We start from the raw sequence: 26,621 nt of genomic DNA on the forward strand, positions 1-26,621 counted from the left end.
TTAATCTTCTTGAGCTTGCAACAGTATGGCGTCGATCACCTGCTGCGCCATGCGGCGACCATCACGTTGCTGCCCCAGCTCGCTACGTTGATCGCGTGCGTCGGCCTGCGCCAATGCTGTGCGCAGGCATACTGCCAGATCGCCTTCCCAAATGGCTTGTACGCCACCCATGCGTTCATAATTTTTTGGCCCGGGGGCAAATACCGGATTATCCTGCGCCAGCTCAGTCAATCTGTCTTCTGCCACCTTGGTGATGCGCGCCATGGCAGGCAAGCCCATGACGCGTATGGTTGCTTCTGGCAAGGCATAGCAGACGTCGGCCATCATGCCGCTGGTGATGAAACCACCAGACAGTGCCTGCTCATAGACCAGGGCAATGATCTTGTGACCTGACTGTCTCGCCAGTTCCAGGCATTTACCCAGATGTGCCATATAGCTGTTGATGCCCAGCATCTCATCGCGATGGCGCAGGCGCTGGCCCTGGGTATCCACCAGCAAGAGTATTGGTCTTTGCGGAAAGTCACGCACAGTCGCCAGTACGGCCCTGGCCTGCGCCAGTGCGATCTCCACACCTATCGGTGTATGGCCGCTGGTACCAATCACGCTGATGGTCTGCCCATCGAATTCTGCGGCACCAGATATGAAATCATCGACGATAGTAATCTGATGGCCTTGCGGGAATAATTGCCCCAACAATTGCATGCTATCCATTATTGTGCTCCATCCGTGTCAGCATAGTAGTGCTTGTTTTGCCGGAGCCCTGCTGTCAGTTGCAAGAAAGTCTGTGTATCGAGCATGGCCAGCTCTTCTGGCTGTCTGACACCCATGGCCGACCAGATGTCCATAGGTTCTTTCTTGTCACCAAAATCTTGCAGACGCTCGGTCAGCATGCGCTGTTCTGCTTCCAATTCAGTCAGGCTGAGCGCGACTTCAGTATGCGAGTACTGTTGCATGGCTTGTGCTATCGCGGCCTTGAACGTCGCATCATCGTCAGACACCAGCATCTGACAATCACCCAGCAGGTAGCGGTGTTTTCCACCTGTGGTGCGCCATACCAGGGCGCGGTCGCGTGAGTCAAATTCTTCAACGCCATTGGCGGTTTCTATGACTTCGGGGCCAGACATGGCCAGCCGTGCTTCTTCCGACATGATGATAACATTCGCGCAGCGCGAGACTATGCCCATGCCACCAAAGCAGCCATTGCTGCCACCGATGACGACAATGACAGGTATGCCTGCGGCACGCACGGCCAGCAAGGCACGCATGACTTCTGACACGGCTATCAGCCCTGCATTGGCTTCGTGCAGGCGCACACCGCCCGATTCTGCCAGCAGTACCAGCGCCTGCGGCTTTTGGATGATGGCAGCACGCATGAGGCCCACCAGCTTGGCACCATGCACTTCACCCACTGCGCCACCCATGAAGCCGCCTTCCTGCGCGGCGACATAGACGACTTTTCCGTCCAGCGTGCCACGACCAACGATGACGCCATCATCAAAAGAAACCGGGGCATTCAATTGTGGCAGATGCGGGCTGGTCCATTGTTTGGCTGGTGGCAAAAATTCTGTGAAATCACTGATCAGGGCAGCCAACCTTTGCCTGGCCGTTGCTTCCAGATAGCTGCTCATTTGTTTTGCTCCAGACAGGCTTCTATCGCCTGATCCATGCGCAGGCTGACTACTGCCGGGGTTGCGCCCATGTCGTTGATGGCGATGCGGCAGTCCGCCAGTTGCCAGCGCTGGTTAAAGTCGGTCATTACTGCTTGCCAGATAGCGCCAAAGCCAGTCGCTGCTGTACTGATTTCTATTTCGCAAGCCGACTGCAAATCCAGTGACTGCACCAGCACTTCCAGATTACCTGAACTGACCACACCAACCAGTTGCGGTACTGCACCCAGTTTGCGTTGTCCGTGTTCGAAACGGTATAACAAAGTTTCCATGATGATCCTTACCAGTTCCTGAAACGTTTTGGCGGTTGGTATAAACCTGCCGACGCACGTACCAGGTCTTTCATGTTTTTTGCGGCCAGCAGATCACGTGTGGCCATGCGCTTGTCTATGCCCATGTCTTCTGCACGCTTGATGATGCCACGGTCACGCAGGTTTTCTACCATGCGCTGATCGCGTGCCAAGCCAACTGGTGTATAGCCAGCCACTCCACGTATGGCTTGTTCACGTTCTTCTTCGCTGCGACACAAGAGCAGGTTGGCTATGCCTTCTTCGGTCAGGATGTGCGTTACATCGTCACCATAAATCATGACTGGTGGTATGGCCATATTGGCTTGTTCTGCCAATTGCCAGGCATCGAGTTTTTCTACAAAGGCGGGTTGCATGTGTTCACGGAAAGTCTCGACCATTTGCACTACCAGCTTTTGCCCACGTGGTATCTGATTGCTGCCTGCGCGTGCCTCGCGCCCTGCTTTTAACCACGCAGGACTGGCATGGCGACGGCCACGTGCATCTGCCCCCATATTTGGCGCACCACCAAAACCGGCTATACGACCCAGTGTTGCTGTCGACGAATTACCCTGGAGATCAATTTGCAGTGTGGAGCCGATAAACATATCGCAGGCATAATGCCCTGCCGCCTGTGACAGCGCGCGGTTGCTGCGCATGGAACCGTCGGCACCAACAAAAAAGACATCAGGCCGCGCACGGATATAATCTTCCATGCCCAATTCAGATCCAAAAGAATGCACGGACTCAACAAAGCCTGCCTCTATCGCAGGTATCAACGCCGGATGCGGGTTCAGCGCCCAGTGGCTGGCGATCTTGCCTTTCAGACCCAGCGAAGCTGCATAGGTAGGCAATAACAATTCTATGGCGGCGGTATCAAAGCCTATGCCGTGGTTGAGGCGTTTCACTTCATATTCAGCATAGATACCCTTGATAGCCATCATTGCCATCAAGACCTGTATCTCGGAAATCAAAGCCGGGTCACGGGTGAACAGTGGTTCTATGTAATGTGGTGTCGGTGCCTGTACTACAAAATCCACCCAGCCTGCAGGGATATCGACACGCGGCAAGACATCGACTATTTCATTGACCTGGGCAATCACGATACCTGATTTGAATGCCGTGGCTTCAACAATCGTCGGCGTATCTTCGGTATTGGGACCAGTATATAAGTTGCCTGCCCGATCAGCTGACTGTGCAGCCACGAGTGCCACCCGTGGTGTCAGGTCAACGAAATAGCGCGCATACAATTCCAGATAAGTATGGATGGCACCAATATTCAATTTGCCTGCCGATGCCAGCTTCGCCAGGCGTGCTGCCTGCGGGCCAGAAAAAGAAAAATCCAGTTTATTGGCAATGCCTTTATCGAACACATCCAGATGTTCCGGCAAAGCCAGTACGGATAGCAGCATATGCAAATCGTGGACACGTGTCGGGTCCAGCCTGGTCAGTGCCTTGGCCAAAAAATCGGCCTGCTTCTGGTTATTACCTTCCAGGCAAACCCGGTCACCTGCTTCCAATACCGCATGCAGGCAGTCGCCTATGCGCTGCTGCGGAAATATCTTGCCCTGCAATTCATTGCCCAGCGCATCGGCTGCCCGTTGCAGGCGCTGCTGACGGTTGGTTTGCAGGGTGTTCCAGCGACCGAGCGCGGTCATTATTTCACTCCCATCAAGGCATCAGGAAATGCAGTCGCGATGTGCGGGAATACGCATAACAAAATCACGGCCACAAGCATTAACAACAGAAAAGGCATGACACCCCAGATGATATCCTTCAAGGGTATATCCGGCGCAATATTCTTGATGACAAAAATATTCAAACCCACTGGTGGATGTATCAGCCCCATTTCCATGACGATGGTCATGACCACACCAAACCAGATCAGGTCAAACCCGGCCACCTTCAATGGCGGCAAGATGATGGGGCACATCATCAGGATAATCGATACTGGTGGCAGGAAGAAACCAAACACCACCACCATCAGCAAGATCACCGTCAACAACATCCATTTACTCAAGTGCAGGTCAACCACCCACTGCGCGGCCGACTGGCTGATGTGCAGATAACTCATTACATAAGAATACAGCAGCGACATGCCTATGATAAACAACAGCATCGTTGATTCTTTGATGGTCGAAGTGATGAAAGGTGAAATATCTTTTGGTCGCCACACACCGTACACGATAGCGATCAGCACCATGGCCAGCAAAGCACCCAGGCCAGCAGTCTCTGAAGGTGTGGCGTAGCCGCCATACAGCGCCACCATGACACCGATGAGCAAGATGACGAAGGGAAGTACGCGCGGCAGCATTTCGACTTTTTGCGCAAGTGTGAAATGCTCTTCTTCCAGGTACGCCGATTTGACGCCGCCCTGCTGGTAAGCCTGATAGGCGACTGCATATTCACGACGCGCACGATACACGGCATAGCCAGAGAACAAAATAACCAGTAAGACTCCGGGACCTATGCCTGCCAGAAACAAACGACCTAGCGACTGTTCAGCAGCGACGGCATACAGGATCATGGTAATCGACGGCGGCAGTAAAATACCCAAGGTACCACCGGCAGCGATGATGCCTGCCGCAAAACCTGGCGAATAACCGCGCCTGCGCATTTCCGGAATACCAGCAGAGCCAATAGCAGAACAGGTTGCAGGTGAAGAACCCGCCATTGCCGCAAACATGGCGCAGGCAAAGACATTGGCTATACCCAGGCCACCCGGCACCTTGTGTAGCCAGGCATGGATGGCAGAATACAGGTCACGTCCGGCTGGCGATTTGCCAATGGCCGCCCCTTTTAAAATGAATAACGGTATCGACAGCAAGGTGATCGATGCCATTTCTTCATACACGTTCTGGGTAATGGTATCGAGTGATGCAGCAGGCATGAAAAAATACATGAAGCCGGTGGCCACCACACCTAAAGCAAAAGCGATGGGCATGCCGGAAAACATCACGACCAGTGTCACAATGCCATATAAAACGCCAAGGGTAAGCGGACTCATGCTGCTCTCCTCTTGGCTGTGATGGCAGCCAGTACCTGAACAACGATTTGCAGCGACAGCAGCGTCATGCCCGCTGCCATCATGGCATACGGTATCCACAGTGGTGGTGCAAAGGTCGATGAGGTGGTTTGTCCATCTACCCAGGCTTCATGGAACAGGGTCCAGGACTTCCAGGAAAAGAACAGGCAAAAAGCCCCACTGATGATATCCACCATCAACAGACGTAAGCGGTTGATAGATGGCGGCAATATCGATGCCAATACCTCTATACCTATATGTCCGCGATACGACTGGACGTAAGCTGCAGAAAAGAAAGTCACACCTATCAACATGAAGACCGAAGCTTCATCCTGCCAATCTGTCGGCACCTTGAACAGATAACGTGTGATGACAGAATACGTGAGGATAAAGGCGGTCAACAGCATGGCAAACATGGATATGTTAACGATAATCTTATTCAGCCATGCCAGTATTTTAGCCAGCACAGCTATCTGGGCGTTGTCAGGAACTGGAGGCCCCTTGGGTGCTTCCATCTCAAAGCCATGACTCATAATAATTTCTCCGCCAGTTTCAGCAATTTGGCGCAGTTTTCACTTTTGTCAGCATAATCCTTCCAGGCTGTTGTACGGGCAATTGCCTGCCACTTTTTGACGGTGGCTGCATTCAGGTCAACTACCTTGGCGCCTTTCTTTTCATACACAGCGGCTACAGCAATATCGTCCTGTTTGGCTGCCTTGATGGCGAAGGCTTCCAGTTCGGCACCCACGGTCATGATAATGTTTTGCTGATCTTTAGGCAGTTTGTCAAAAATCGTTTTTGACATCATCAGCGGTTCAAACATATACCAGTAGCTTTGGCCGCGACCACTGGTCAGGAATTTGGATACTTCTTCCAGACGGAAAGACATGAGTGAAGTCGATGATGTCATGGCGGCTTCCATCGCCCCCGTTTGCATGGCTGCATAAATCTCATTTGAAGGCAGGGATACCACGGCAGCTCCGGCAGCTTTCAATACCAGATCCACTTCGCGTGATCCGCCACGTATCTTCATACCCTTGACATCATCCGGCTCCACCACCGCCTTGGTGCGCGATGCCACACCGCCAGCTTGCCAGATCCAGCTGACCACAACGATGCCCTTGTCCAGCAAGAGTTTATTGAGTTCCTTGCCGACTTCGGCATTCTTCCAGGCTGCGCCAATTTCATAAGAAGGTACCAGGCCAGGCATGAGGCCGATATTCACTTCGGGTACTTCACCACCTGCATACGACAAAGGAACTAAAGACAAATCCAGAGCCCCTTTGCGCATGGAAGAAAACTGCGCATTGGTCTTCATCAGTGAAGAACCGGGATAAATTTCAAACTTCAGGCTGCCCTTACTGCGCTTTTGCACTTCTGCCGCAAACATGCGACACAGCCGGTCACGAAAATCCCCCTCTTCCAGGGTACCGCCAGGGAATTGGTGTGAAATTTTCAGCGTCGTGTTTTGCGCCCAGGCGGTTAATGGCGACCATGCTGCAGCCAATGGGGCAAGACTCAGGGCTTGTAAGACTGTTCTTCTCTTCACTTGCGACATGATTACTCCTAAGGTTTTATGGATGAGACATCTCTTTTTGGCAAGTTTCTATCTTGCCCTGCGTCTTGCATATCTTGCCAGAATTTCTGTCTTGTATGCTTTTTTAGTCGTCTTGTATACAAGATCTTATATTTTGCATTCAAAGTCAACTTGAATATATACTAGATAGACGATTTATATTGATGTGCCCAAAAAATGAAAAACCGCTCCGCCAGTTTGCGAGAAGAGATAGAAGAATTGATAGCAACAGGACAACTCCAGCCTGGTCATCATCTGGATGAAACCGAACTGGCAGAGCGCTTTGGTGTATCCCGAACGCCGATACGTGAAGCCCTGATACAACTGGCTTCCATGGGTATTATAGAAATGCGTCCACGACGCGGTGCCCAGGTTGCGACCATCAGTCCGCAGCAACTGGTAGAAATGTTTGAAGTCATGGCAGAATTTGAAGCCATGTGTGGCCGCATGGCAGCGCGCCGCATGTCAAAACAGGAACAGGCAGATTTAAAAGCCGCCCATGAAGCCTGCAAGGATGCTCGTGATGCCGAAGACCCTGATGAATATTTTTACAAGAATGAAGTCTTTCACTACCTGATTTATCACGGTAGTCACAATGATTTCCTGGAAACACAGGCCATGAATCTGCACCGCCGCCTGCGCCCTTACCGCCGCCTTCAATTGAGAGTACGTGACCGTATCGCCAATTCCTATAATGAACACGACCAGGTGGTGCAAGCCATCTTGCAGGGCGAAGCAGAATTGACAGCGAATTTGTTGCGTGGGCATATCATGATACAGGGCCAGCGCTTTGCTGATTTGATCGCTTCACTGTCACGGCAATCAGCATAAATATCGTCAACTGAAAATAACGCGCAACAAACTCTTAAAATCCAGCCTATGGCCGACGCTGGTTATCTGCCTTTTGTGTATCAAAGAAATACGTCATACGCTTACGTGGACTCAGGTATTCATATACTTCTGGTGACAACTGGCCAGGCTTGAGGCTGGAGCTGATGTCCAGGGTAGGTTCGTGTATCAAGTCAAGAATGATGGCCTCGGACTTGGGAACGCTGGGGTCGTATATCAGTACACTGGGGCGCAGTGGCTTACCAGAATTAACTGCAATCACCATACCCAAAGTACCATCGCTGAGCTTGACAATGGTACCCGGTGGATACACACCCATGCAGCGAATGAAGATGTTCAGCGCTGGCGCATCGAACTGTTTGCGCAACTGGGCAAACATATAGGACATGGCTTCATAAGGGCTGAGTGAATCGGCTGGATTGGGCCGGTTGCACAAGTTATCATAGGTATTGACGATGGCGACAATTCGCGCGAGGGGAGAAATGCTGTTCCCCTTCAATTGCTGCGGGTAGCCACTGCCATCCACATGCTCATGATGTTGCATGATGATATCAGCCACACCTTTGGACAAGCCAATTTTTTCGGCAATCTGCTGGCCGTAGTGACAATGCATCTGCAAAAGATTCTGTTCGGCCTTGGTCAGGCCAAAAGCTTTATGCACTATGCGATCAGGTATTTCTACCTTACCTATGTCGTGGAACAGGCATGCCATCCCCATCAGTTTGATGTCTTCAGGAGAAAAAGCCAGTTCTTTTGCCAGCATCATGGTCAGCACACCGACATTCAGGGAGTGATAATAAGTTTCTTCCCCAACAATCTTGTCATTCATGAGGTGAATGGCAATGTCTTTATCTAGCAGCAGCGAATCCAGCATTTGCTGAATCATCTGGTCAGCCTCGCGTACAGATTCTTGCGGGCGGGAAAACAGGTTTTTGGTAATATTCTTTAAGGTGGTGGCTGCTTTCAGCAATTCTTTCTCACACTGGGCAACAGCCGTACGCTGCGCCACCAGCCGGTCTATGCGTGCTTTCTTTTCCTGTATCAGGGCCAATTCTTCAGGGCTCTGCTGCTGCACTGGTGGCGGGGTTGAGGCAGCCTTCTTAGGCTGTGGTGGCAAAGGCCGGTTATCAGACCTTGCCGGATTGACCCTGACCGTGGTCAGGCCCAACTGCCTGATGGCATCAATCTCTTCCTGAGTTTTGATCTTGAAACTATTTAAAGCAAATGAATGTTCCAGCCATGACACATCCAAGTGTACATATAAACCTATGCACAATTGCTCAATTGGAACATCAACGGTAATCGGAGTTGCGCACATGAAAATTCTTGTAAAGCTAAAATGAGGACATTCTAACAAATGCTGGTTTCAGGACAGGTTTCATTTTCAATCTATATAGATTCAAGGTTGACAAGTTCACTCAGACTACAGGATTATGCTGTGCAACATCTTCCAAATCTGCAGGCTATGACAATATTTTCAATCGGGAATTTTTTGCCCATTTCAGGACATCCCTTATGACCCGCTCAATTGCCAGTTATAAATACTACGATTTTGTGATGGCTGCTTTCGTCACCATCCTGCTGTGTTCCAATCTGATCGGCGCGGCCAAGGCAGCCCAGGTCACTTTACCCATACTCGGAACGGTCACTTTTGGTGCCGGTGTATTGTTTTTCCCGATTTCCTATATTTTTGGTGACATCCTGACTGAAGTATATGGCTATGGCCGTGACCGGCGCGTCATCTGGGCAGGTTTCGGAGCGCTGTTGTTTGCTGCCATCATGTCCATTGTCGTGCTGTCATTGACACCCGCAGCAGACCCGTTCAATACCGAATACCAGACCCACCTGAGCGCCGTTTTTGGAAATACACCCAGGATCATACTCGGCTCCATTACTGCATTCTGGTGTGGCAGCTTTGTAAACAGTTATGTGATGGCCAAAATGAAGGTCGCCATGCAGGGCAAACAGCTATGGATGCGCACCATAGGTTCTACCATCTGTGGCGAATTTGTGGATTCCAGCATGTTTTATGTGATTGCCTTTTATGGCATCTGGTCAGACCACCAGTTGGTCACGGTCATGGTGGCACAATACATTTTGAAAACTGGCTGGGAAGTCGTGATGACACCGGTAACCTACAAGGTTGTGGCCTTCTTGAAACGCATGGAAAATGAAGATTATTACGACACGGATACCAATTTCACTCCTTTCCAGTTGAAGATATAAAGCGTCAAACAATTTCATTACGGAAAAATTGGTTTAATCACAATTAAACCAATTTACCGGCATTTTCTAAAGTTTTACTCAGTTTTACCGTTCTAAGTGTTGAGAGTCATATTTACAGGCACTTAGGCCATGTTTCCTTTAAAAGTATTTCGTTTGTTTGAGCAGGCAGCTGAAACGCCGCAAAACACCACACAGCAACATCGTCAGCCTGCCTCACATGCGCAGGCAGGTGGCACTGCGACTGAAGAAAGCACGTGGCCAGAAGTTGATCGTCGTCAGAACGATGGCAGGCGCCGCGCCGACCGCCGCGAAAAACAACAGGCAATCTTGCTGAATACCCGCAAATTGCAGGGCCGGCGTAAAGATCCGGGACGACGCCTGGAAGACAAACTGGCCGCGCCGAATTCCCGCATTCATTTTTCTATTAAGGGTTAAGCTTCAATTACCCGGACGTACGCCCAGCTTACGTAAGATGCTTTCCATCAGGCACCATTTTGTGATGCCGCTCTGCAATAAATTAATTCCTACAAAAGCCGTAAAGGCCAGCCACCACTGATTCACAAACAGTGGGCTGCCAGGTATGCCCAATACCAGGCTAAAAAGAATGAAGCAACCTGCAACGATACGAACAATTTGCCAGCTAGTCATGATGAAGCTCCTTGTTGAAAATCAGGGTGGTTTTTATACGCGCTGTAGTACAGCAGTGGTATGACCACCAGGGTGAGTAAGGTCGATACAAAAATGCCAAAAATCAGCGAAATCGCGAGGCCATTGAAGATAGGATCATCGAGAATGAAGAAGGCACCCAACATGGCGGCAAAACCGGTCAGCGCAATTGGCTGGGCCCGCGTGATGGCTGAACTGACAATGGCGTCTTTAAAAGCCATGCCAGCTGCCTTCTGCACGTGGATGAAATCCACCAGTAAAATTGAATTCCTGACGATGATGCCTGCCAGGGCGATCATGCCTATCATGCTGGTGGCTGTATATTGCGCCCCCAGCAAGGCGTGACCCGGCATCACGCCGATGATGGTCAAAGGTATAGGTGCCATGATGATCAAGGGCGTCAGGTAAGAACCAAATTGCGCCACCACCAGCAAGTAAATCAGTATCAGGCCAACCCCATAAGCGGCCCCCATATCACGGAAGGTTTCAAATGTGATCTTCCACTCGCCATCCCATTTCAGGCTGAAACCGCGATAGGGATCGGATGGCGTGTGAATAAAAAATTCATTCAGTTTGCCACCGTCAGGGGCGATGATTTTCTTAATATCGCTACGCATGGCAAACATGCCGTACAAGGGACTATCTATTGCACCTGCCATATCAGCAACAACATAATTCACTGCCAGACCATCTTTATGAAACACTGGCTGCTCGCGCAGGGTGTCAGAGATGTTAGCCAGCTCACGTACTGGCACCAGTTTCCCTTGTGCAGACTTGACACTCAGGCTTAACAGGCTATCCAGATTACCTTGCTCAGTAACCGGCAATTGCAATTGTATGGCGGTCGCATATTTGCTTTCATCATGCAAATAGCTGGCTGCATCGCCATTTAACCCTGCACGTAGCGTGGTGACGATATTAGCCTGACTGATGCCCAGGACCGCTGCCTTGCGCTGGTCTACCAGCAAGATTTTTCTTGGCGCATTGATGATACTGCTGTCATCAACATCGACCACACCAGCAGTTTTATTGAACACAGCACGCACGGCTTTGGCAACCTGTCGCCTGCCTTCATCTGTAGGGCCATAAATTTCTGCCACGATGGGAGCCAGCACCGGTGGACCAGGCGGTACTTCCACCACTTTGACATTTGCAGCATAGCGCCTGCCAATTTCCTGCAAGGCCGGGCGCAGGCGGCTGGCGATGAGATGACTTTGCTCCGAACGATGATGTTTATCCACCAGGTTCACCTGCAAATCACCGACATCACCGCCAGAGCGCAAATAATACTGGCGCACCAGGCCATTGAAATTGATGGGTGCAGCGACACCGGCATAGGCCTGATAATCTGCTACTTCAGGCACCGTGGACAAATAAGCTCCCAGTTCACGCAATACCGCTGCTGTTTTTTCTACTGGCGTACCGGCAGGCATATCGACCACCACCTGAAATTCTGATTTGTTATCGAAAGGCAGCATCTTCAGTTGCACCCAGCCGAATACCGGTAAGATGACCGAGATGGCAATCAGTGCGAATATACCCAGAGCCAGCTTCCAGCCATTCGCTCGTCCCTTGCGCTCATCCAGGAAGGGACGAAAGACCTTGGCAAATAGGCTGCCAAGCTTTTTCTGCAATTTACTTTCACGTACACCATGGCCATGCTTCATCCAGATGCGCGCAAGCCATGGGGTGACGATAAAGGCTATAGCCAGCGACAGCAGCATACCCATGCTGGCATTGATGGGGATGGGGCTCATATAAGGACCCATGAGACCGCTGACAAAGGCCATAGGCAACAACGCGGCAATTACCGTCAATGTCGCCAATATGGTTGGCCCACCGACCTCATCGACGGCACCGGGTATGATTTCGGTCAGTGACTTATTCGGGAACAGTGCCTGATGCCGGTGTATGTTTTCGACGACGACGATCGCATCATCCACCAGGATGCCTATGGAAAAAATGAGCGCGAACAGGGACACCCGGTTCAGGGTAAAGCCCCATGCCCAGGACGCAAACAAAGTCACGGTCAAAGTCAGTATGACTGCCATACCGACAATCGCTGCTTCACGTCGCCCCAATACAATAAACACCAGCGCCACTACAGAAGCCGTAGCAAACAATAACTTCTGTATGAGCTTTTTTGCCTTGTCGTCAGCGGTTTGACCATAATTGCGGGTCATACTGACTTCCACACCTTCGGGTATAAGGGTATTGCGCAATTCCTCAACGCGCTGTTTGACAGCATCAGCAACGGCGACGGCATTCTGACCTGGTTGTTTACTGACGGCGATGGTCACTGCTGGGTATTCAGCAGCCTCCTTGCCCGTTTGCCCGTGCCAGACATAAGAAGTAGCAGGCAATGGTCCGCCTTCAATTTTGGCGATATCACTCATGAAGACAGGCTTGCCAGCTTTGACGCTGACCACGACTTCTGACACAGCTTGTGCGTCATGCAAAAATGGACCAGCATCGATGGCAATGCTTTGGTTGGCGTGCGTCAATTCACCAACCGGCAAACCCAGATTGACGGCTTGCAGACTGTTTTGCAGATCGGTTACTGTCAGGCCATTCGCCGCCAGTTTGGCCGGATCAAGTTCAATACGAATGGCGCGACCAGGGCCACCTGTGGTGCTGATTTCACGCGTGCCTTTCACACGCTTGAGTTCAGCTTCTATGCTGTGGGCAACACGTTCCAGATCATAGGCGGCGCTCTGCTGATTCTTGCTCCACAAGGTCAATGCCACGATGGGTACGTCGTCGATGCCTTTCGGTTTGACAATGGCTTCCAGTGTACCCAATTTGGCGGGGAACCAGTCACGGTTACTGTGCACCACGTCATACAAACGCACCAATGCTTCGGTGCGCGGCACGCCCACTTCAAATTGCACGGTCATGATGGCCATGCCTGGCCGCGATACGGACGCCACATGTTCGACATTGGCGATTTGGCCCAGCACCTGTTCAGTGGGTATGGCAACTTGCTGCTCGACCTGTTTGACTGATGCACCAGGAAAAGGTATCAGCACATTCGCCATCGTCACATTGATTTGCGGTTCTTCTTCACGCGGCGTGACAATGACGGCGAATACGCCGAGCAAAAATGCCACCAGAGCCAGCAAGGGAGTAATTTGCGCCATCTGGAAAAATTGCGCAATACGGCCAGAGAATCCCAATTGTTTGGACATAGATATCTTTAGCGAGATTGGGCAGCGACCAAAGGATTGAGCACAACTTTTTCACCTGCAGCAACGCCAGCCAGCACCTCTTGTTCATCTCCGCTCACTGGGCCAGGTTTAATTTGTCTGAGCAGGGCCTTGCCCTGTTGGTTCACGACATATACGCCGTACAGCTCGGCCCGGCGCAACACCGCCCTCACAGGAACATACAAGCGTGCATTGTCATCTTTACCCAAAGCCTGCACCGGCAATTGCAGCCGTGCAAACATGCCGGGGGCAAGTCCGTTCACAGCAGGTAAATCGAAGCGCAGTTGTACGGTATGGGTACCAGCATCCGTCACGGGCAATACAATGAATTTATCAACCTTGATAACGCGCTGTGTCTGTGGCAAGCCAGGTATCTCAATACTGACAGACTGTCCGTTCGCCAGACTGGCCAGTTGTGCTTGTGGCAGTGTTGCTGTAACACGCAACGCGGTAGGGTCAAACACTGACATCAATGCCTTGCCCGGCGTCACCATATCGCCCTCACTGATATAAACATCAGCAATGCGACCTGCATAAGGGGCTGTCAGGTTATAAAAGCCTGATTGTGTTTGCACTGCACTGGCTTGGGCGATTTGTGCGTTGGCATCGGCGGTGGCAGACTTAAATTGTGCTTCGGCGCGGTCAAGCTGAGCCTGACTGATGTATTGACGGACAAATAACTGTTTTTGACGTTCGAAATCTTTGCTTGCCACCTGCAAGCTGGCACGCGCAGCCTCAACCTGCGCCAGACTGGCATGGGCCTGCTGACTGGCAGCACGGCCATCCAGACGTACCAGCATTTGTCCGCCTTTCATACTGTCACCGGCCTTGACCGGCAATTCAGTGATAGCACCTGATACCTGCGCAGAAATGACCGTTTGCCTGACTGCTTCGACCACACCGTCAGCAGTAACGCTGCTGGCAGTATGACTGGACCTGACCTCAGCCACCTGCAGACCAGCAGCTGCAACTTCAGCTGCAAAGCAGATGGCAATCGAAACAAATACTAGCTTCGATATAAAGTGAATTGACGAAATCAGTGTTCTGGAAGTCATGAATAAAGTCTCTGTTAACGAATAGCTATTGTTTGCAAAAAGCATTTGCATGAGCTACTCGCACATAATATTCTTATTTGCGCAATTACGCAAATAGTAAATTAAGTGAGTACAATATCCTCAACCAGGGGTATGATAGAAACATTCCCACTCTCACACTGCATTGTTATGGATGGATTGTCTGATCAGGCGCTGGTGCAGGTTGCCAATTATTTTTCGGCATTGGCTGAACCTACCCGTTTACGTATCTTGAACTGCCTGCGCGAAAAAGAACACAATGTCGGCGAACTTGCTGAACGCTGCGCCTGCTCGCAGGCGAATGTTTCGCGCCACTTGTCCACACTGGCAAAACATGGCCTGGTGGCACGTGAAGGGCGCGGCACCTCGGTGTATTACCATATCGCCGATCAGTCCATTTATGCACTTTGTGACCTGGTATGCGGCAATGTAGCGCGCCAGTTTGAATCCCAGGCGGCCCTGTTGAACGGTAGCCGCACTGGTACTGGTTAATTCGGACGACTCAAATCAAGGCGCGGTAAAACAGACTGATTGCCACACAGACCAGCATGCCAATGAAAATGCTCTGTACCTGATGAGCAGGCAGACGCACAGCAATGCGTCGTGCAGCCAGCATACCGCCCACCGTAGTGATGACGAAAAAAACTGACAAAGCCAGTGGCAAGCTGGCTCCACTCAGCACGGCGGAACCTACTCCCATGCTACCCACCAGACTGACGACCAATAGCGATGTCGCCACTGCCACATGTATGCTGGCATTGGTGTAATGCCTGAGCATGGGGACAATGACGAAGCCACCACCAACACCCAGCAAACCCGTCATGAAGCCTGAGACAGCACCAATTGAGGCAATCACCGCCCCCGTTTTAAAAGACCATTCAAACCGGCCGGTACTGTGATTGATACGCGCGAGTGCAGAACGCGGACCGTGCTCATCTTCTGGCGACCTTACCTGCACCACCAGGCGTACTGCAACAGCACACAGGATCAGCGCAAAAGCCAGCATCAGCCATTGCTGCGACAGACGATGTGCAAGCTGCACGCCCAGTAGCGTGGGAAGACTGCCGGCTACCGCCATCAGGATGGCAGCCCGATAACGCACCTGCTTACGATACAAGCCTTCAATAGCACCGATAGCAGCGGCCGTGCTGACAGCAAGCAAGGCAACCGGCATGGCTTGCTGCATACTCCAACCCTGCGCGTACACCAGCGCCGGGACCGCAAGTATTCCGCCACCCGCTCCCGTCAAACCCATGATCAGTCCAACCACAGCACCAATCAGGATAACGAAGACATCAGTCAGCGGGAGTAGCATAAAACCTCGCAATAAAAATGGTAAGTGTATTCCTTGCTGATTGACTCGTCGAGTCAAGGCCTCTTTAGATTAACGCAAACACGATATCAAATTCACCAACAATTTTGCTATCATCAGCACATCACGCAAAACCGGACTCTCCATGAAACCGCACATACAAAGTTTCTTCGATACCCAAACCTGCACAGCTACGCATGTCGTGTTTGATGAGGCTGGCGGCCATGCTGCCGTGATTGATCCGGTGCTGAATTACGAGCCCAAATCAGGCCGCACAAAAACTCAGTCTGCCGACCAGGTACTGGAATTTCTTCAGTCACAGCAATTACAACTGCAATGGATACTGGAAACCCATGCCCACGCCGACCACCTGTCCGCAGCGCAATACATCAAGCAACATGCTGGTGGCAAAATCGCCATCGGCCAACACATCGGCGAGGTGCAACAGGTTTTCAAATCCTTGTTCAACCTGGAACCGGCATTCGCCGTGGATGGCTCACAATTCGATCACCTTTTTATCGATAATGAAGAATTTTTCATCGGCAAACTGACAGCCCGTGCATTATTTGTACCCGGCCACACCCCGGCAGACATGGCCTACCATATCGTTGACAGCATCTTTGTCGGTGACACGCTGTTCATGCCAGATGTAGGTACGGCACGCTGCGATTTCCCCGGTGGTGACGCCACCCAGCTATATCATTCCATACACAGGTTACTGGCATACGCGCCAGAAACACGGCTATTTTTGTGCCACGATTATCCGCCTGCCGGACGCAGCACCTGTACCCAAACCACGGTTGCGCAGCAAAAAACAGAAAACATCCATGTCCGCGATGGTGTAGCAGAAGCAGAATTCGTGGCCATGCGGGACAAGCGCGACAGTGGCCTGGAAATGCCCTACCTCTTACTGCCTGCCATACAGGTAAATATTCGTGCCGGCGTTTTTCCTGCCCCTGATAACAATGGCATCAGCTATTTAAAAATCCCGCTGAACAGTCTTTAAAAAAACAGTGAACTCCCTGATCCATGCCAGTTCAAAGGCAGTGGTGTGTCTGCACGCAAAATTATAAAATGTTATCATTTTGAAACAATTTACTTTTGCACACAGAATCCACTCCATGTAGAGTGATCAATCATCGCAACTTGAAGGAAAACTATGGCAACTATCCACGTCACAGGTCAAGGCTTGAATTTCACTGCACCTATAGCAACTGCTATCAGCTCTTCACAAAAATCCACATCAGGTAGTTTTATCAGCAGCTTCATGCAATCCGAATGGGCGGGCTATAACCTCACCTACAGTAGTGGCAGTTACACGCCGACCAGTGGCACAATAACCTCATTTACTGTAAGAAATGCACTGGGTGTCGAGCAGTTCAGCATCAGCGGAGTTTCGTATCAAATCCAAGCCAATGATGACTTTAGCCAACTGTCAACTATTTTCGTCAAGATGGTGGCCGGGGACGATACCTGGACTGGCACCGCGGGGAATGAATTATTCTACCTTGGCCTGGGTAATGACAGCTTTGATGGTGGTGCGGGCCTGGACACGGTGCTGATACAGGCTGTGTCAAATAACTTCTCAATCAACCAGGTGAAAAATGGCTTCACTACCACCATTAATGCACCAGGAACTGCAGTGAACGGCCAGGTGGATTATTTTACGAACGTTGAAAGACTGCAATTTACTGACAAGATGGTGGCTCTGGATCTGGATGGTAATGCTGGCCAAGCCTATCGACTGTATCAGGCAGCCTTCAATCGCACGCCTGACAAGGCAGGATTGGGATACTGGATAGGTCAACTGGACAAAGGGGCTGAAAACCTGAACCATGTCGCGGCAGGTTTTGTGAATTCTGCTGAATTCAAACAAATGTATGGTGCTAATATCTCAGACAGCACGTTTTTGACAGCACTGTATAACAATGTGTTGCATCGCAATCCAGACCAGGCAGGTTTCGACTACTGGAATGGCCGCGTTGCAGCCGGCATGACACGTTCGGATATTCTGGCCAGCTTTAGTGAAAGTGCAGAAAACATCGCCCAGGTGATAGGACAAATTTCTCATGGCATAGAATATATCCCCTTTGGTTAAACCCTCATCCTACAAGGCCTGCCATGTCCGCACCCATCAAACGTATAGCCATCAGCACCGGTGGTGGTGATGCTCCTGGCCTCAACGCTGTCATACGTTCGGTAGTACTGGCAGCAGAACGGCGTGGTTGGGAATGTTTTGGCATACGCGAAGGCTTCAACGGTATCTTGCTACCTGAACGCTATCCGCACAACGGTGTCGTGCGTCTGACAGTGGATCAGGTGCGCGGTATAGGGCATCTGGGTGGCACGATATTGGGAACCACCAATCATGGCAACCCCTTGAAGTTTGCCACTACCATGCCAGATGGCAGCGTGCAAGAGATTGACCGTAGCGGTGATATCCACCGCCATCTGAAGCAGATGGATATCGATGCCCTGGTCTGCATAGGTGGTGACGGCACGCTGACCATCGCCAATGCCTTGCACCTGCAAGGCTTGCGGGTGGTGGGGGTACCCAAGACCATAGATAACGACCTGGACAAGACCTTTACCACTTTTGGTTTTGATACGGCAGTGTCGTTTGCTACCGAATGTGTGGACAGACTACATAGCACGGCGGAAAGCCACCAGCGCATCATGGTGGTAGAAGTAATGGGGCGTTATGCCGGATGGATTGCCTTGCATTCCGGCATTGCAGCCAATGCCCATGCCATCGTGATACCTGAAATTCCCTATGATGCTGAAAAAATCGCTGCCATGATAAGTCACCGCGATGCCAATGGCCGCCATTATTCCATTGTATTGGCAGCAGAAGGGGCGACACCCATAGGAGGACAGCATGCCGTACAGGAAAGTGCTGGCAGCGGGCACGTTGAAAGGCTGGGCGGCATAGGTGAAAAACTGGCGCGTGACTTGCAGCAACTTACGGGCAAGGAAGCCCGCGCCGTGGTACTGGGTCATTTGCTGCGCGGTGGCAGCCCGACAGCATTTGATCGTCTGTCAGCCATGCGTTTTGGCGCAGCGGCAGTACGTGCGCTGGACGAAGGGCATTCCGGCATCATGGTGGCCCTGGCTTTTCCGAACGTGAATTATGTCGCATTGGAAGAGGTAGCGGGACGCATGAAAGCAGTACCCATGGATAGCGACACCCTGCAAACTGCCCGTGACATCGGCATCTGCCTTGGTGACAACTGAATTTCCAAGGGTGTTTTGATCTATCTTTTTAGCAGGCCAGTGAGATAGAGCCGCAGCCCTGGTGCTTCAAACTTCTCCTGATATAGGCTTCAAACTTCTCCTGACATAGGCTTCAAACTGGTCGGCTGGCAAGGGTTTCGAATACAGATAGCCCTGTACTTCATCGCAGGTTTGCTCACGCAAAAATTCCAGCTGTTCTTTCGTTTCCACACCTTCTGCGATCGTCATTAAACCCATGCTTCTGGCCATGCTGATAACTGCACTGACAATCGCCCGGTCTTCCGGGTCACTGGTAATATCGCGCACAAAACTCTGGTCTATCTTCAGTTTATACACCTTGAACTGCTTCAGGTAACTAAGTGATGAATAGCCTGTACCAAAATCATCGATGGACATGCGTATGCCACGCTCGTGCAGATTATTCATGACTGCAACAGCGCCTTGCGGATCATGCATGGCAACGCCCTCGGTCAATTCCAGTTCCAGGCATTCAGGCGGCATATCTGCTTCACGTAAAATGCGCGTGACCAATGCGGGTAAATCATGGTGACGGAACTGGACCGCTGACAAATTGACGGCAATCAGCAAATCGGGGAGACCATTTTCCTGCCACTGTTTCCATTGCCGCACGGCCGTGCGCAAGACCCATTCACCAATGGACAAAATCAGACCGCTTTCTTCTGCAACCGGAATAAATTCCGCTGGCGATACCGCACCCAGCAGCGGATGCTGCCAACGCAACAGCGCCTCTGCACCCAGCACAGCACCTGTCTGCATGGCAATTTGCGGTTGATAATGTAATTGAAACTGCTGTTTTTCCACTGCCTGGCGCAGGGCATTCACCAGTTCCAGATGGCGGGTCGAACGCTCCTGCATTTCCTGGGTAAAGAAGCGGAAAGCATTGCGTCCTTCACGCTTGGCGCGATACATGGCGGCATCGGCATTGCGGGACAATGTTTCGAGGTCTTTACCATCGTTAGGATAAATGGCAATACCCAAGGAAGCTGTCACATTCAAATCATAGTCACCGATACAGAATGGCGCATTAACAACCTGCATAAGTTTTTGTACCACCTGTTCCGCCTTGTGCTCATCGACACCTGTCAATAACAAAATAAATTCGTCGCCACCCAGCCGTGAGATCGTATCATTTTCACGCATCGCAGCCACCAGACGCTTGGCAAGTTCAACCAGCATAACATCGCCCAAACTGTGACCAAGGGTATCGTTAATGTCCTTGAAGTGATCCAGGTCAAAGAAAATCACCGCCAGTGAATCATTATTTCTTTCCGCCAGACTAAGTGCATAACGCGCCAGTTCGTCCAGCAGAGTGCGGTTGGGCAAGCCTGTCAGTGCATCATAGTGGGCAAGATATTTGATACGTTCTTCAGTACGTTTTTTGTCGGTGATGTCTTCCTGTATTGACAGGAAATTGGTCACTACACCTTCACTGTTGCGTATTGGCGAAATATGGGCAAGGTCAGTATGATCCAGGCCATCAGCGTAACGGTTGATCAGTTCGCCTTTCCAGCTTTCGCCACGCTCAAGCTGCTGCCACATGTCATCATAAATTTCCGGCGCGGTCCGGCCTGACCGCATGATACTGGGCTTGCGCCCGACCACTTCATCAAGACGCATGCCCGCATTCTTCAGATAGGCGACATTGGCATATTCAATATTAACCTGGGTATCGGTAATGACGATGGCATTCGAGCTCTGTTCCAGCGCTTGTGACAGTTTGCGCAAGGTCTCTTCTGTCTGCTTGCGTTCTATGCCGATGGCGATCAGGTTTGCTGCCATTTCAAGCATCTGCAGGGAAAACAAATCAGGGCTCAAAGGCTTTCGGTGATAAATGGCAAAGGCACCTATGACCTTGCGATCTGCAGAAAAAAACGGCTCTGACCAGCAAGAGTGCAGGTCCGCCTGCTCAGCCACGGCCCAATAATTGAGCCAATAAGGGTGAGTAGACAAATCGGCAGCAATAGTGCGATTCCCGGTAAACAAGGCATTTCCGCAAGACCCCACGCCGACACCTATCTGCACCCCGTCTATGGCACTGGTATAAAATTCTGGCAAACTGGGTGCAGCGCCAGTGCGCAAACGCACACCATCCTTGTCCAGCAACATAATAGAACACAGGCAATCCGGCAATAGCGATTCCACCTTCAGTACGACATCATGAAATAGCTCTTTCTGCGTCGCAGTACCGGTAATTCTCTCCAACATAAAGCTACGTAACTCTTCCATCTGCAACGCGTGCTGACGCTCGGCTTCGAGGTCGAAACGATTTAGCACATGGCTGACGTCCACCGCAAATTCGATCAGCAAATCCTGTACCGCTTCATCAAAGGCATTTTCATGATCTGAATACAGGTTGAAGGTACCCACTACCTTGCCATTGTTAAGCAAAGGCAGTGCCGCTGAAGCCTGCCATCCTTGTTCAGCGCCACGCACGTGCCACGGCGCGGTGACAGGATCAGTTAAAAAATGCTGGCACCAGTAAGGTGTCTTTTGCAAATATGCCTGAGCGCTCGGCCCCTGGGCAGTCAATTCACCGGGACGGAGTGAAATATGCAAGTCACGCAGGTAATCAACGCCTGCTCCAAACGAGGCAATAGGTTTCAACACCTGCTCGCTCTCATCTGCCAAACCTATCCAGGCCATTTTAAGCCCACCTATCGTGACTGCATCTTCGCAGATGCGTGGCATCAGTTCAGCCCGGTTGTCAATGCGTAAAATGGACTGATTGCACTGTGCCAAGGCACCATAAAGCTGGTTTAACCGTGCACTTTTCTGTGCCGCCAGGCGTCTTTCTGCTTCAATAGCTGCCAGCCTTTGCCGGGTAACGACCAGCCACCCCATAATACTGTCTTCCGCTCCTTGCCTGACGGTCACGGGCCCAGCAAAATTCCCTTTGCCCAAATTCACCAGACCTGCATGTACCTCACTCAGCGTACTACCCAACGTCAGATTTAGGGCACGGTAAGATCGCCATAGCAAACCCACTAGCAAAATGCCAACCACAATGAACAGAACGCGCATACGTAAGGCAAACTGCTCTGCCTCCCTGACCAAACCCAGATTGCGTATTTCTATCATTTCATGGGCTTGCGCAATCGGGCGCAAGATGGCCAGTTTGGCTTGCCGGTACTGCTCGTCATACAACATGGTGATAGCACGTTGTCTTGCTAATTGCGGATCTTCTGTGGGGCTTTCTATTAACTGCATTGCGGCCCGCTCTAAGCTGGTCAGGGCATCAGAATTGGCCTTGGCCAGTTCCAGTTTGGCCAATTCTTCTTTACTTAGGCCCGCGTTACCAAGCAACTCAAGCAAAGGGATGCTGCGTCCGGCGACGCCAGGATGATCCGTCGTGCGACTGGTATTGATCGCTGGAACCAGATCCCAGAACAGGTTCTGCCCCGGCGCTGGCCGCGCTGCCTTGCCATTGCGCACATCCAGGATATGCTGGTAATAACGCTTGTAGTCGGGATTGCCAGTAACAATATAACTGCGCACCATGCGCGTCAGGTCTTCCGAGGTTTGTTGCAGCTCCATGGACAAGACATGAGATTCAAACCTGAGCTCGTTCATCTGGTCTATGGACTTTTCTGAGCGCACATACCAGATAAAAACCAGCGTAAACATGGCGAATACCCCCAATGTCAGCCAGAAGCTGCGGGAGTAGTTAGATAAACCGTTGTGAGAAGTCATCGAAGGAAGGCTTTCAAGACTCGGGCAACAAAAAACTGCGTCAGTGCGCGGGATTTTTATTCTAAAGTATGTTTCTTGTAATGCAATTCTACACTTGAGTATAGTGTAACGGACTCAGGCACGGCCTCAAATGCTTATTTGAATCAGGTTTGCGCTACACCAATCCCGCCCAGACTTTTGTCTGGACAAGCGTTGCTTATGGTTCGTGTTTTGGATGAATACGGACCAAAATAATACGTGGGCCATTCATTTTTTTTACAACAGCGTCAAAACGCTCGAATTCAACTTTTTGACCTTCCACCGGTAAATCACCAAGCTTGTGCATGATCAAACCGCCAATGGATTCAACTTCGTCACTGTCAACATCAAAGCCCAGTGCACTACCCAGGGTAAACAGGGGCAGGCTGCCCTTGCCTATCAGGGTGCCGTCATCCAGCAGAGTCCAGTCATTTTCATTCTGGCGGAATTCATCACGTATCTGGCCGACCAGGGCGCTGAGCAGGTTGTCCAGCGTCAGGAAACCGACCGGCTTGCTACCGCGGGTACCGACGATGGCAAAATGCGGTGCACCTTTGCGGAAGCGGCGAAACAACTCCAGTGCTGGCATGGTCGGTGGGACAAATTCAACCTGGCGCAAATGCTTGCTCAGATCTTCCAACGGCTTGCCAGCCAGCTGTGCCAAAAACAGGTCCTTCAAATGCAGCATGCCGAGCACGGTTTCGTCATCTTCATCGAAATAGGGATAACGGCTGAAACGGTTGCGGGCAGCTGTTTCCATGTTTTCTTCAAGTGAGGCACTTTTATACATGGCCACCACTTCATTGATGGGACGCATCAGGTCGGAAATTTCCAGGCCGCCAAAATCCAGCACCTGGGCCATGATGCTCCACTCGTCGCGGGTTTCTTTCTTGCCGCCATGGCTGCCACGCAAGATCAGTTTCAGTTCTTCCGGCGAATAATGGGCGTCACCGCCATGCTCGGCACTCAGACCTACCCATTTCAAGACCTTGTTGGAACTCCAGTTAAGGGTCCAGATAGCCGGGTACATCGCCCAGTAAAATGCGTATAGCGCTGGTGCAGTCCACAGGGATACCCGCTCCGGCATGCGTATGGCCATGGATTTGGGTGCCAGCTCACCGACCACGATGTGCAGGAAGGAAATGACAAAGAAGGCGAAGAAAAAAGAAATACCGTGTATCAATTCTGCCGAATTAACGCCAACAATGATAAACAGGGGATGCAACAGACTGGCAAAGGCCGGTTCACCTATCCAGCCCAGGCCCAATGAGGCCAGCGTAATACCCAACTGGCAGGCAGACAAATAGGTATCCAGATGCTGATGGACCGTAAATAACAAACGGCCCCGCAAACCCGACGTCTTCGCAATACTGCGTACCCTGGTCTGACGCAACTTCACCAGACCAAACTCCGCTGCGACGAAAAAGCCGTTTAACAGGACCAGTAACAGGGCAGCAAGCACCAGCAATAAATTTTCCAACGTCTAACCTTTGTTATGCACAAGCCGACACTTTAGACTAAATTGCCCTTACTTGCATGCAATTGGGATGGAATATGCGGTGCGACCTCCACATTATGAGAAGCAAACCACATTTACTTACAAACAGAATGACTTGTTCACATGACAAATAGCGCAATTTGCGTTAAAACCTAGACTCTATTGCACTTTGAGGAGAAACGTTTGAGCATAGACAACGTTTTGGCCGAGATTGAAATCCGCCTGACCGCAGAACCTGCATTGAACGATATTCAATATTTACGTCATCTGGTCGCAGAAATAAGGCCTCCACGACCACATGATATCGCCCGTGCCACCGATAATCTGCGTGCCTTATGCTTTGTGTTGCGACAACGCCCAGCATGGCGTAACGCATTGCGCTGCTATTTGCTACAGGCGTTAACCACGCGCAAGCTTGTGCATTTATTTACCGACACTGGCATTACGCAGAATATTGGATTCTGGTCGGCGGCCAGACAGCGCCTGCTGAACAAACTGCTGCCACCGCTGGTCAATGACACCTACATCAAAGATGTGTTCGGCCAATTATTCAGCGAGCAGACTGACCATATCTGGGTCAACGGTGTTGAGGACCAGACCTGGATAGATTTGATCAGCGCCATCGGCTTTCGCTCGCGCACCGTCCGTACCACGCACGGCGTGTTGACGTCAGAAATATTGAGTGCAGTACAGGTATTGTCATATCGCATCACCAATATCGGGCTGGAAGCAGAACTGGTACGCAATCACCCGGATATAGAAAAATTCGAATCACCCTTCCTGCGGCAAAACGATGCCATCAACGATTACGTGCTTTTTTACAGCCAGTGGCTGGTCGATAAAAACCAGATGCGGGAAGATGGCAAACACATTGAAGTCTTGCTGACTCAATGTGAAGAAATCACCAGTCGCATACGCAAGACGGCTGCATTCCAGGGCGTGTCCATCAGCCTGACCCGTTTGCTGCTACAACTGACACAAAGCATCGCCCGTCTGCGCCAATTGCTGGACCTGCTTGATAGCCGCGATATGGGTGCAGCAGGGCCTTTAGGTGCACAGTTGCTGAAAGAGCTGGTCACTGCCGACAACCAGCGCCACAGTCTGGGCAATTTAATTCAGACCAGTACCGAACTATTGTCCTTGCAGGTAACTGAAAGAGCAGGTCGCAGTGGCGAGCATTACGTCACCAACAATCGGGCCGAATGGATGAGCATGCTATGGTCGGCCATGGGAGCGGGGTTTATCGTCGGCTTCATGGCGATGATCAAAATCGTGTTTGGCAGCCTGGCGATGGCACCATTTGGCTATGCGCTGCTATACAGCCTGAATTACTCTTCCGGCTTCATGCTGGTGCATGTACTGCACTTCACCATCGCCACCAAACAGCCAGCCATGACGGCTGCCTTGATTGCCCGTGCGATAGACGAAGGCAAGCAAAAGCTCGATGAGTTGGTAGAGTTGATTGTACGTGTACTTCGCTCACAATTCATTGCCATTATCGGCAACGTAGGTCTGGCCATACCAACAGCCTACGCCATTGCCTGGGCCTGGGTAATGATCTCCGGCAAGCACATGGTGTCACCAGAAAAGGCCGAGCATTTACTGCATGACATAGATCCTTTTGGTAGCCTGGCCCTGCCGCACGCGGCGATTGCCGGGGTTTGCCTGTTTTTGTCGGGACTGATTTCCGGCTATTACGACAACAAGGCCAGCTATGCCAATATCCCTGAACGCTTGCGGCAACTAGGCTGGCTGAAGAAGATATTGGGTGAAGACAGATTGCTGCGGGTCACCACCTATATCGGCAATAACCTGGGTGCCCTGGCAGGTAATTTTTTCTTTGGCATCATGTTGGGTACGATTGGTCAGCTGGGCAGCTTCTTTGGCTTACCGATTGATATCCGCCACATCACCTTTGCCAGCGCCAATTTTGCCTTTGCGCTGGTCGGACTCGATAATCATATTAGCTGGCAACTGGCTGCGTATTCGCTGTTTGGCATCATCGCTATCGGCATGGTGAACCTGGGTGTCAGCTTTAGCCTGGCGATGCTGGTTGCCTTGCGTTCACGACGTGTCAGTTTTGGTCAGGGCGGCTTGCTGACTGTCTTGCTGTGGACCCGCTTCTGGCAAGGCCCGCGTGATTTTTTCCTGCCGCCAGCAGACCATGAGGAAGCTGAAACAGAACAGGATGCTCCCAAATAAATTGACAGCAGCCAGATCAAAACCGTGGACCGGTCAACCAAAACTGGCTGGTCCCCGTTAAGTTTGAGTCA

At 51.2% G+C, this 26,621-nt stretch carries 22 protein-coding genes; 8 read left to right on the forward strand and 14 right to left on the reverse strand.

What is annotated here, in order from left to right:
* The 7 genes from mdcE to dctP are packed head-to-tail and all read right to left on the reverse strand — an operon-like array spanning position 1 to position 6,537.
* Positions 1 to 711 (reverse strand): biotin-independent malonate decarboxylase subunit gamma, encoded by a 711-nt coding sequence (gene mdcE, locus AC1RVX_RS26500; RefSeq protein ID WP_493219586.1) that lies wholly within the window; start codon positions 709 to 711, stop codon positions 1 to 3.
* Positions 711 to 1,628: a biotin-independent malonate decarboxylase subunit beta gene (locus AC1RVX_RS26505; RefSeq protein WP_493219587.1), complete on the reverse strand. Its 918-nt coding sequence runs from the start codon at positions 1,626 to 1,628 to the stop codon at positions 711 to 713. Before AC1RVX_RS26505 ends, mdcE begins: the two co-directional genes overlap by 1 nt.
* A complete protein-coding gene (gene mdcC / locus AC1RVX_RS26510; RefSeq protein WP_493219588.1) occupies positions 1,625 to 1,939 on the reverse strand; it encodes a malonate decarboxylase acyl carrier protein in 315 nt (104 codons plus the stop codon). Before mdcC ends, AC1RVX_RS26505 begins: the two co-directional genes overlap by 4 nt.
* Before the next feature lie 8 nt (positions 1,940 to 1,947).
* Complete coding sequence (gene mdcA, locus AC1RVX_RS26515) at positions 1,948 to 3,612, reverse strand: malonate decarboxylase subunit alpha (protein ID WP_493219589.1); 1,665 nt, start codon at positions 3,610 to 3,612, stop codon at positions 1,948 to 1,950.
* A complete protein-coding gene (locus tag AC1RVX_RS26520) occupies positions 3,612 to 4,961 on the reverse strand; it encodes a TRAP transporter large permease (RefSeq protein ID WP_493219590.1) in 1,350 nt (449 codons plus the stop codon). The genes mdcA and AC1RVX_RS26520 overlap by 1 nt, the downstream gene beginning before the upstream one ends.
* Positions 4,958 to 5,512: a TRAP transporter small permease gene (locus AC1RVX_RS26525; RefSeq protein WP_493219591.1), complete on the reverse strand. Its 555-nt coding sequence runs from the start codon at positions 5,510 to 5,512 to the stop codon at positions 4,958 to 4,960. Before AC1RVX_RS26525 ends, AC1RVX_RS26520 begins: the two co-directional genes overlap by 4 nt.
* Positions 5,509 to 6,537 carry a TRAP transporter substrate-binding protein DctP gene (dctP, locus tag AC1RVX_RS26530; RefSeq protein WP_493219592.1) on the reverse strand — a complete coding sequence of 343 codons (1,029 nt, stop codon included), beginning with the start codon at positions 6,535 to 6,537 and terminating at the stop codon, positions 5,509 to 5,511. The genes AC1RVX_RS26525 and dctP overlap by 4 nt, the downstream gene beginning before the upstream one ends.
* A gap of 195 nt (positions 6,538 to 6,732) precedes the next feature.
* Here dctP and AC1RVX_RS26535 point away from each other — a divergent pair, with 195 nt between their 5' ends.
* On the forward strand, positions 6,733 to 7,386 hold the full coding sequence (locus AC1RVX_RS26535) for a GntR family transcriptional regulator (protein ID WP_493219593.1): 654 nt from the start codon (positions 6,733 to 6,735) through the stop codon (positions 7,384 to 7,386).
* Positions 7,387 to 7,432: 46 nt separating this feature from the next.
* On the opposite strand, the gene AC1RVX_RS26540 is transcribed toward AC1RVX_RS26535, so the two are convergent.
* A complete protein-coding gene (locus tag AC1RVX_RS26540; protein WP_493219594.1) occupies positions 7,433 to 8,722 on the reverse strand; it encodes a cyclic di-GMP phosphodiesterase in 1,290 nt (429 codons plus the stop codon).
* A gap of 197 nt (positions 8,723 to 8,919) precedes the next feature.
* On the opposite strand from AC1RVX_RS26540, the gene AC1RVX_RS26545 reads away from it, so the two are divergent.
* On the forward strand, positions 8,920 to 9,630 hold the full coding sequence (locus tag AC1RVX_RS26545) for a queuosine precursor transporter (RefSeq protein ID WP_493219595.1): 711 nt from the start codon (positions 8,920 to 8,922) through the stop codon (positions 9,628 to 9,630).
* 129 nt (positions 9,631 to 9,759) lie between these two features.
* Positions 9,760 to 10,065, forward strand: coding sequence for a hypothetical protein (locus AC1RVX_RS26550; RefSeq protein WP_493219596.1), 306 nt, complete (start codon positions 9,760 to 9,762; stop codon positions 10,063 to 10,065).
* A 3-nt stretch (positions 10,066 to 10,068) separates the two neighbouring features.
* Here AC1RVX_RS26550 and AC1RVX_RS26555 read toward each other — a convergent pair whose 3' ends face one another.
* Genes AC1RVX_RS26555 through AC1RVX_RS26565 form a run of 3 tightly spaced genes read right to left on the reverse strand, consistent with a single transcriptional unit; the run spans position 10,069 to position 14,557 of the window.
* Positions 10,069 to 10,278, reverse strand: a complete 210-nt coding sequence (locus AC1RVX_RS26555) for a YgaP family membrane protein (RefSeq protein WP_493219597.1) — start codon at positions 10,276 to 10,278, stop codon at positions 10,069 to 10,071.
* Positions 10,275 to 13,484, reverse strand: a complete 3,210-nt coding sequence (locus tag AC1RVX_RS26560; protein ID WP_493219598.1) for an efflux RND transporter permease subunit — start codon at positions 13,482 to 13,484, stop codon at positions 10,275 to 10,277. The genes AC1RVX_RS26555 and AC1RVX_RS26560 overlap by 4 nt, the downstream gene beginning before the upstream one ends.
* 8 nt (positions 13,485 to 13,492) lie before the next feature.
* Positions 13,493 to 14,557: an efflux RND transporter periplasmic adaptor subunit gene (locus AC1RVX_RS26565; RefSeq protein WP_493219599.1), complete on the reverse strand. Its 1,065-nt coding sequence runs from the start codon at positions 14,555 to 14,557 to the stop codon at positions 13,493 to 13,495.
* Positions 14,558 to 14,725: 168 nt separating this feature from the next.
* Here AC1RVX_RS26565 and AC1RVX_RS26570 point away from each other — a divergent pair, with 168 nt between their 5' ends.
* Positions 14,726 to 15,067 (forward strand): ArsR/SmtB family transcription factor, encoded by a 342-nt coding sequence (locus AC1RVX_RS26570; protein WP_493219600.1) that lies wholly within the window; start codon positions 14,726 to 14,728, stop codon positions 15,065 to 15,067.
* Between the two features lie 10 nt (positions 15,068 to 15,077).
* Here the strand turns inward: AC1RVX_RS26570 and AC1RVX_RS26575 are convergent, their stop codons facing one another.
* Positions 15,078 to 15,890 (reverse strand): sulfite exporter TauE/SafE family protein, encoded by an 813-nt coding sequence (locus AC1RVX_RS26575; protein ID WP_493219601.1) that lies wholly within the window; start codon positions 15,888 to 15,890, stop codon positions 15,078 to 15,080.
* Between the two features lie 142 nt (positions 15,891 to 16,032).
* Here AC1RVX_RS26575 and AC1RVX_RS26580 point away from each other — a divergent pair, with 142 nt between their 5' ends.
* The 3 genes from AC1RVX_RS26580 to AC1RVX_RS26590 all read left to right on the forward strand — a co-directional run bounded on the left by AC1RVX_RS26580 (position 16,033) and on the right by AC1RVX_RS26590 (position 19,121).
* Entirely contained in the window at positions 16,033 to 16,893 is an 861-nt protein-coding gene (locus AC1RVX_RS26580) for an MBL fold metallo-hydrolase (protein WP_493219602.1), read from the forward strand.
* A gap of 153 nt (positions 16,894 to 17,046) precedes the next feature.
* A complete protein-coding gene (locus AC1RVX_RS26585; RefSeq protein WP_493219603.1) occupies positions 17,047 to 17,985 on the forward strand; it encodes a DUF4214 domain-containing protein in 939 nt (312 codons plus the stop codon).
* 23 nt (positions 17,986 to 18,008) lie between these two features.
* On the forward strand, positions 18,009 to 19,121 hold the full coding sequence (locus AC1RVX_RS26590; RefSeq protein WP_493219604.1) for a 6-phosphofructokinase: 1,113 nt from the start codon (positions 18,009 to 18,011) through the stop codon (positions 19,119 to 19,121).
* Between the two features lie 66 nt (positions 19,122 to 19,187).
* Here AC1RVX_RS26590 and AC1RVX_RS26595 read toward each other — a convergent pair whose 3' ends face one another.
* Together AC1RVX_RS26595 and AC1RVX_RS26600 are read right to left on the reverse strand one after the other, a co-directional pair.
* Positions 19,188 to 22,832, reverse strand: a complete 3,645-nt coding sequence (locus AC1RVX_RS26595) for a bifunctional diguanylate cyclase/phosphodiesterase (RefSeq protein WP_493219605.1) — start codon at positions 22,830 to 22,832, stop codon at positions 19,188 to 19,190.
* A gap of 196 nt (positions 22,833 to 23,028) precedes the next feature.
* Entirely contained in the window at positions 23,029 to 24,330 is a 1,302-nt protein-coding gene (locus AC1RVX_RS26600; RefSeq protein ID WP_493219606.1) for a hemolysin family protein, read from the reverse strand.
* A 201-nt stretch (positions 24,331 to 24,531) separates the two neighbouring features.
* Here AC1RVX_RS26600 and AC1RVX_RS26605 point away from each other — a divergent pair, with 201 nt between their 5' ends.
* On the forward strand, positions 24,532 to 26,550 hold the full coding sequence (locus AC1RVX_RS26605) for a site-specific recombinase (RefSeq protein ID WP_493219607.1): 2,019 nt from the start codon (positions 24,532 to 24,534) through the stop codon (positions 26,548 to 26,550).
* Positions 26,551 to 26,621: the final 71 nt, after the last annotated feature.

The sequence above is a fragment of the Undibacterium sp. GW821-FHT11B02 genome (assembly GCF_058808955.1).

What these genes read in the sequence shown, in the direction of transcription:
- AC1RVX_RS26570 (WP_493219600.1), top strand. Translation starts at nt 14,726, where the DNA reads ATGGATGGATTGTCTGATCAGGCGCTGGTGCAGGTTGCCAATTATTTT.
- AC1RVX_RS26505 (WP_493219587.1), bottom strand. Translation starts at nt 1,628, where the DNA reads ATGAGCAGCTATCTGGAAGCAACGGCCAGGCAAAGGTTGGCTGCCCTG.
- AC1RVX_RS26540 (WP_493219594.1), bottom strand. Translation starts at nt 8,722, where the DNA reads ATGTGCGCAACTCCGATTACCGTTGATGTTCCAATTGAGCAATTGTGC.
- AC1RVX_RS26560 (WP_493219598.1), bottom strand. Translation starts at nt 13,484, where the DNA reads ATGTCCAAACAATTGGGATTCTCTGGCCGTATTGCGCAATTTTTCCAG.
- AC1RVX_RS26545 (WP_493219595.1), top strand. Translation starts at nt 8,920, where the DNA reads ATGACCCGCTCAATTGCCAGTTATAAATACTACGATTTTGTGATGGCT.
- AC1RVX_RS26555 (WP_493219597.1), bottom strand. Translation starts at nt 10,278, where the DNA reads ATGACTAGCTGGCAAATTGTTCGTATCGTTGCAGGTTGCTTCATTCTT.
- AC1RVX_RS26580 (WP_493219602.1), top strand. Translation starts at nt 16,033, where the DNA reads ATGAAACCGCACATACAAAGTTTCTTCGATACCCAAACCTGCACAGCT.
- mdcA (WP_493219589.1), bottom strand. Translation starts at nt 3,612, where the DNA reads ATGACCGCGCTCGGTCGCTGGAACACCCTGCAAACCAACCGTCAGCAG.
- dctP (WP_493219592.1), bottom strand. Translation starts at nt 6,537, where the DNA reads ATGTCGCAAGTGAAGAGAAGAACAGTCTTACAAGCCCTGAGTCTTGCC.
- mdcC (WP_493219588.1), bottom strand. Translation starts at nt 1,939, where the DNA reads ATGGAAACTTTGTTATACCGTTTCGAACACGGACAACGCAAACTGGGT.
- AC1RVX_RS26520 (WP_493219590.1), bottom strand. Translation starts at nt 4,961, where the DNA reads ATGAGTCCGCTTACCCTTGGCGTTTTATATGGCATTGTGACACTGGTC.
- AC1RVX_RS26535 (WP_493219593.1), top strand. Translation starts at nt 6,733, where the DNA reads ATGAAAAACCGCTCCGCCAGTTTGCGAGAAGAGATAGAAGAATTGATA.
- AC1RVX_RS26595 (WP_493219605.1), bottom strand. Translation starts at nt 22,832, where the DNA reads ATGACTTCTCACAACGGTTTATCTAACTACTCCCGCAGCTTCTGGCTG.
- AC1RVX_RS26525 (WP_493219591.1), bottom strand. Translation starts at nt 5,512, where the DNA reads ATGAGTCATGGCTTTGAGATGGAAGCACCCAAGGGGCCTCCAGTTCCT.
- AC1RVX_RS26575 (WP_493219601.1), bottom strand. Translation starts at nt 15,890, where the DNA reads ATGCTACTCCCGCTGACTGATGTCTTCGTTATCCTGATTGGTGCTGTG.
- AC1RVX_RS26565 (WP_493219599.1), bottom strand. Translation starts at nt 14,557, where the DNA reads ATGACTTCCAGAACACTGATTTCGTCAATTCACTTTATATCGAAGCTA.
- mdcE (WP_493219586.1), bottom strand. Translation starts at nt 711, where the DNA reads ATGGATAGCATGCAATTGTTGGGGCAATTATTCCCGCAAGGCCATCAG.
- AC1RVX_RS26550 (WP_493219596.1), top strand. Translation starts at nt 9,760, where the DNA reads ATGTTTCCTTTAAAAGTATTTCGTTTGTTTGAGCAGGCAGCTGAAACG.
- AC1RVX_RS26590 (WP_493219604.1), top strand. Translation starts at nt 18,009, where the DNA reads ATGTCCGCACCCATCAAACGTATAGCCATCAGCACCGGTGGTGGTGAT.
- AC1RVX_RS26585 (WP_493219603.1), top strand. Translation starts at nt 17,047, where the DNA reads ATGGCAACTATCCACGTCACAGGTCAAGGCTTGAATTTCACTGCACCT.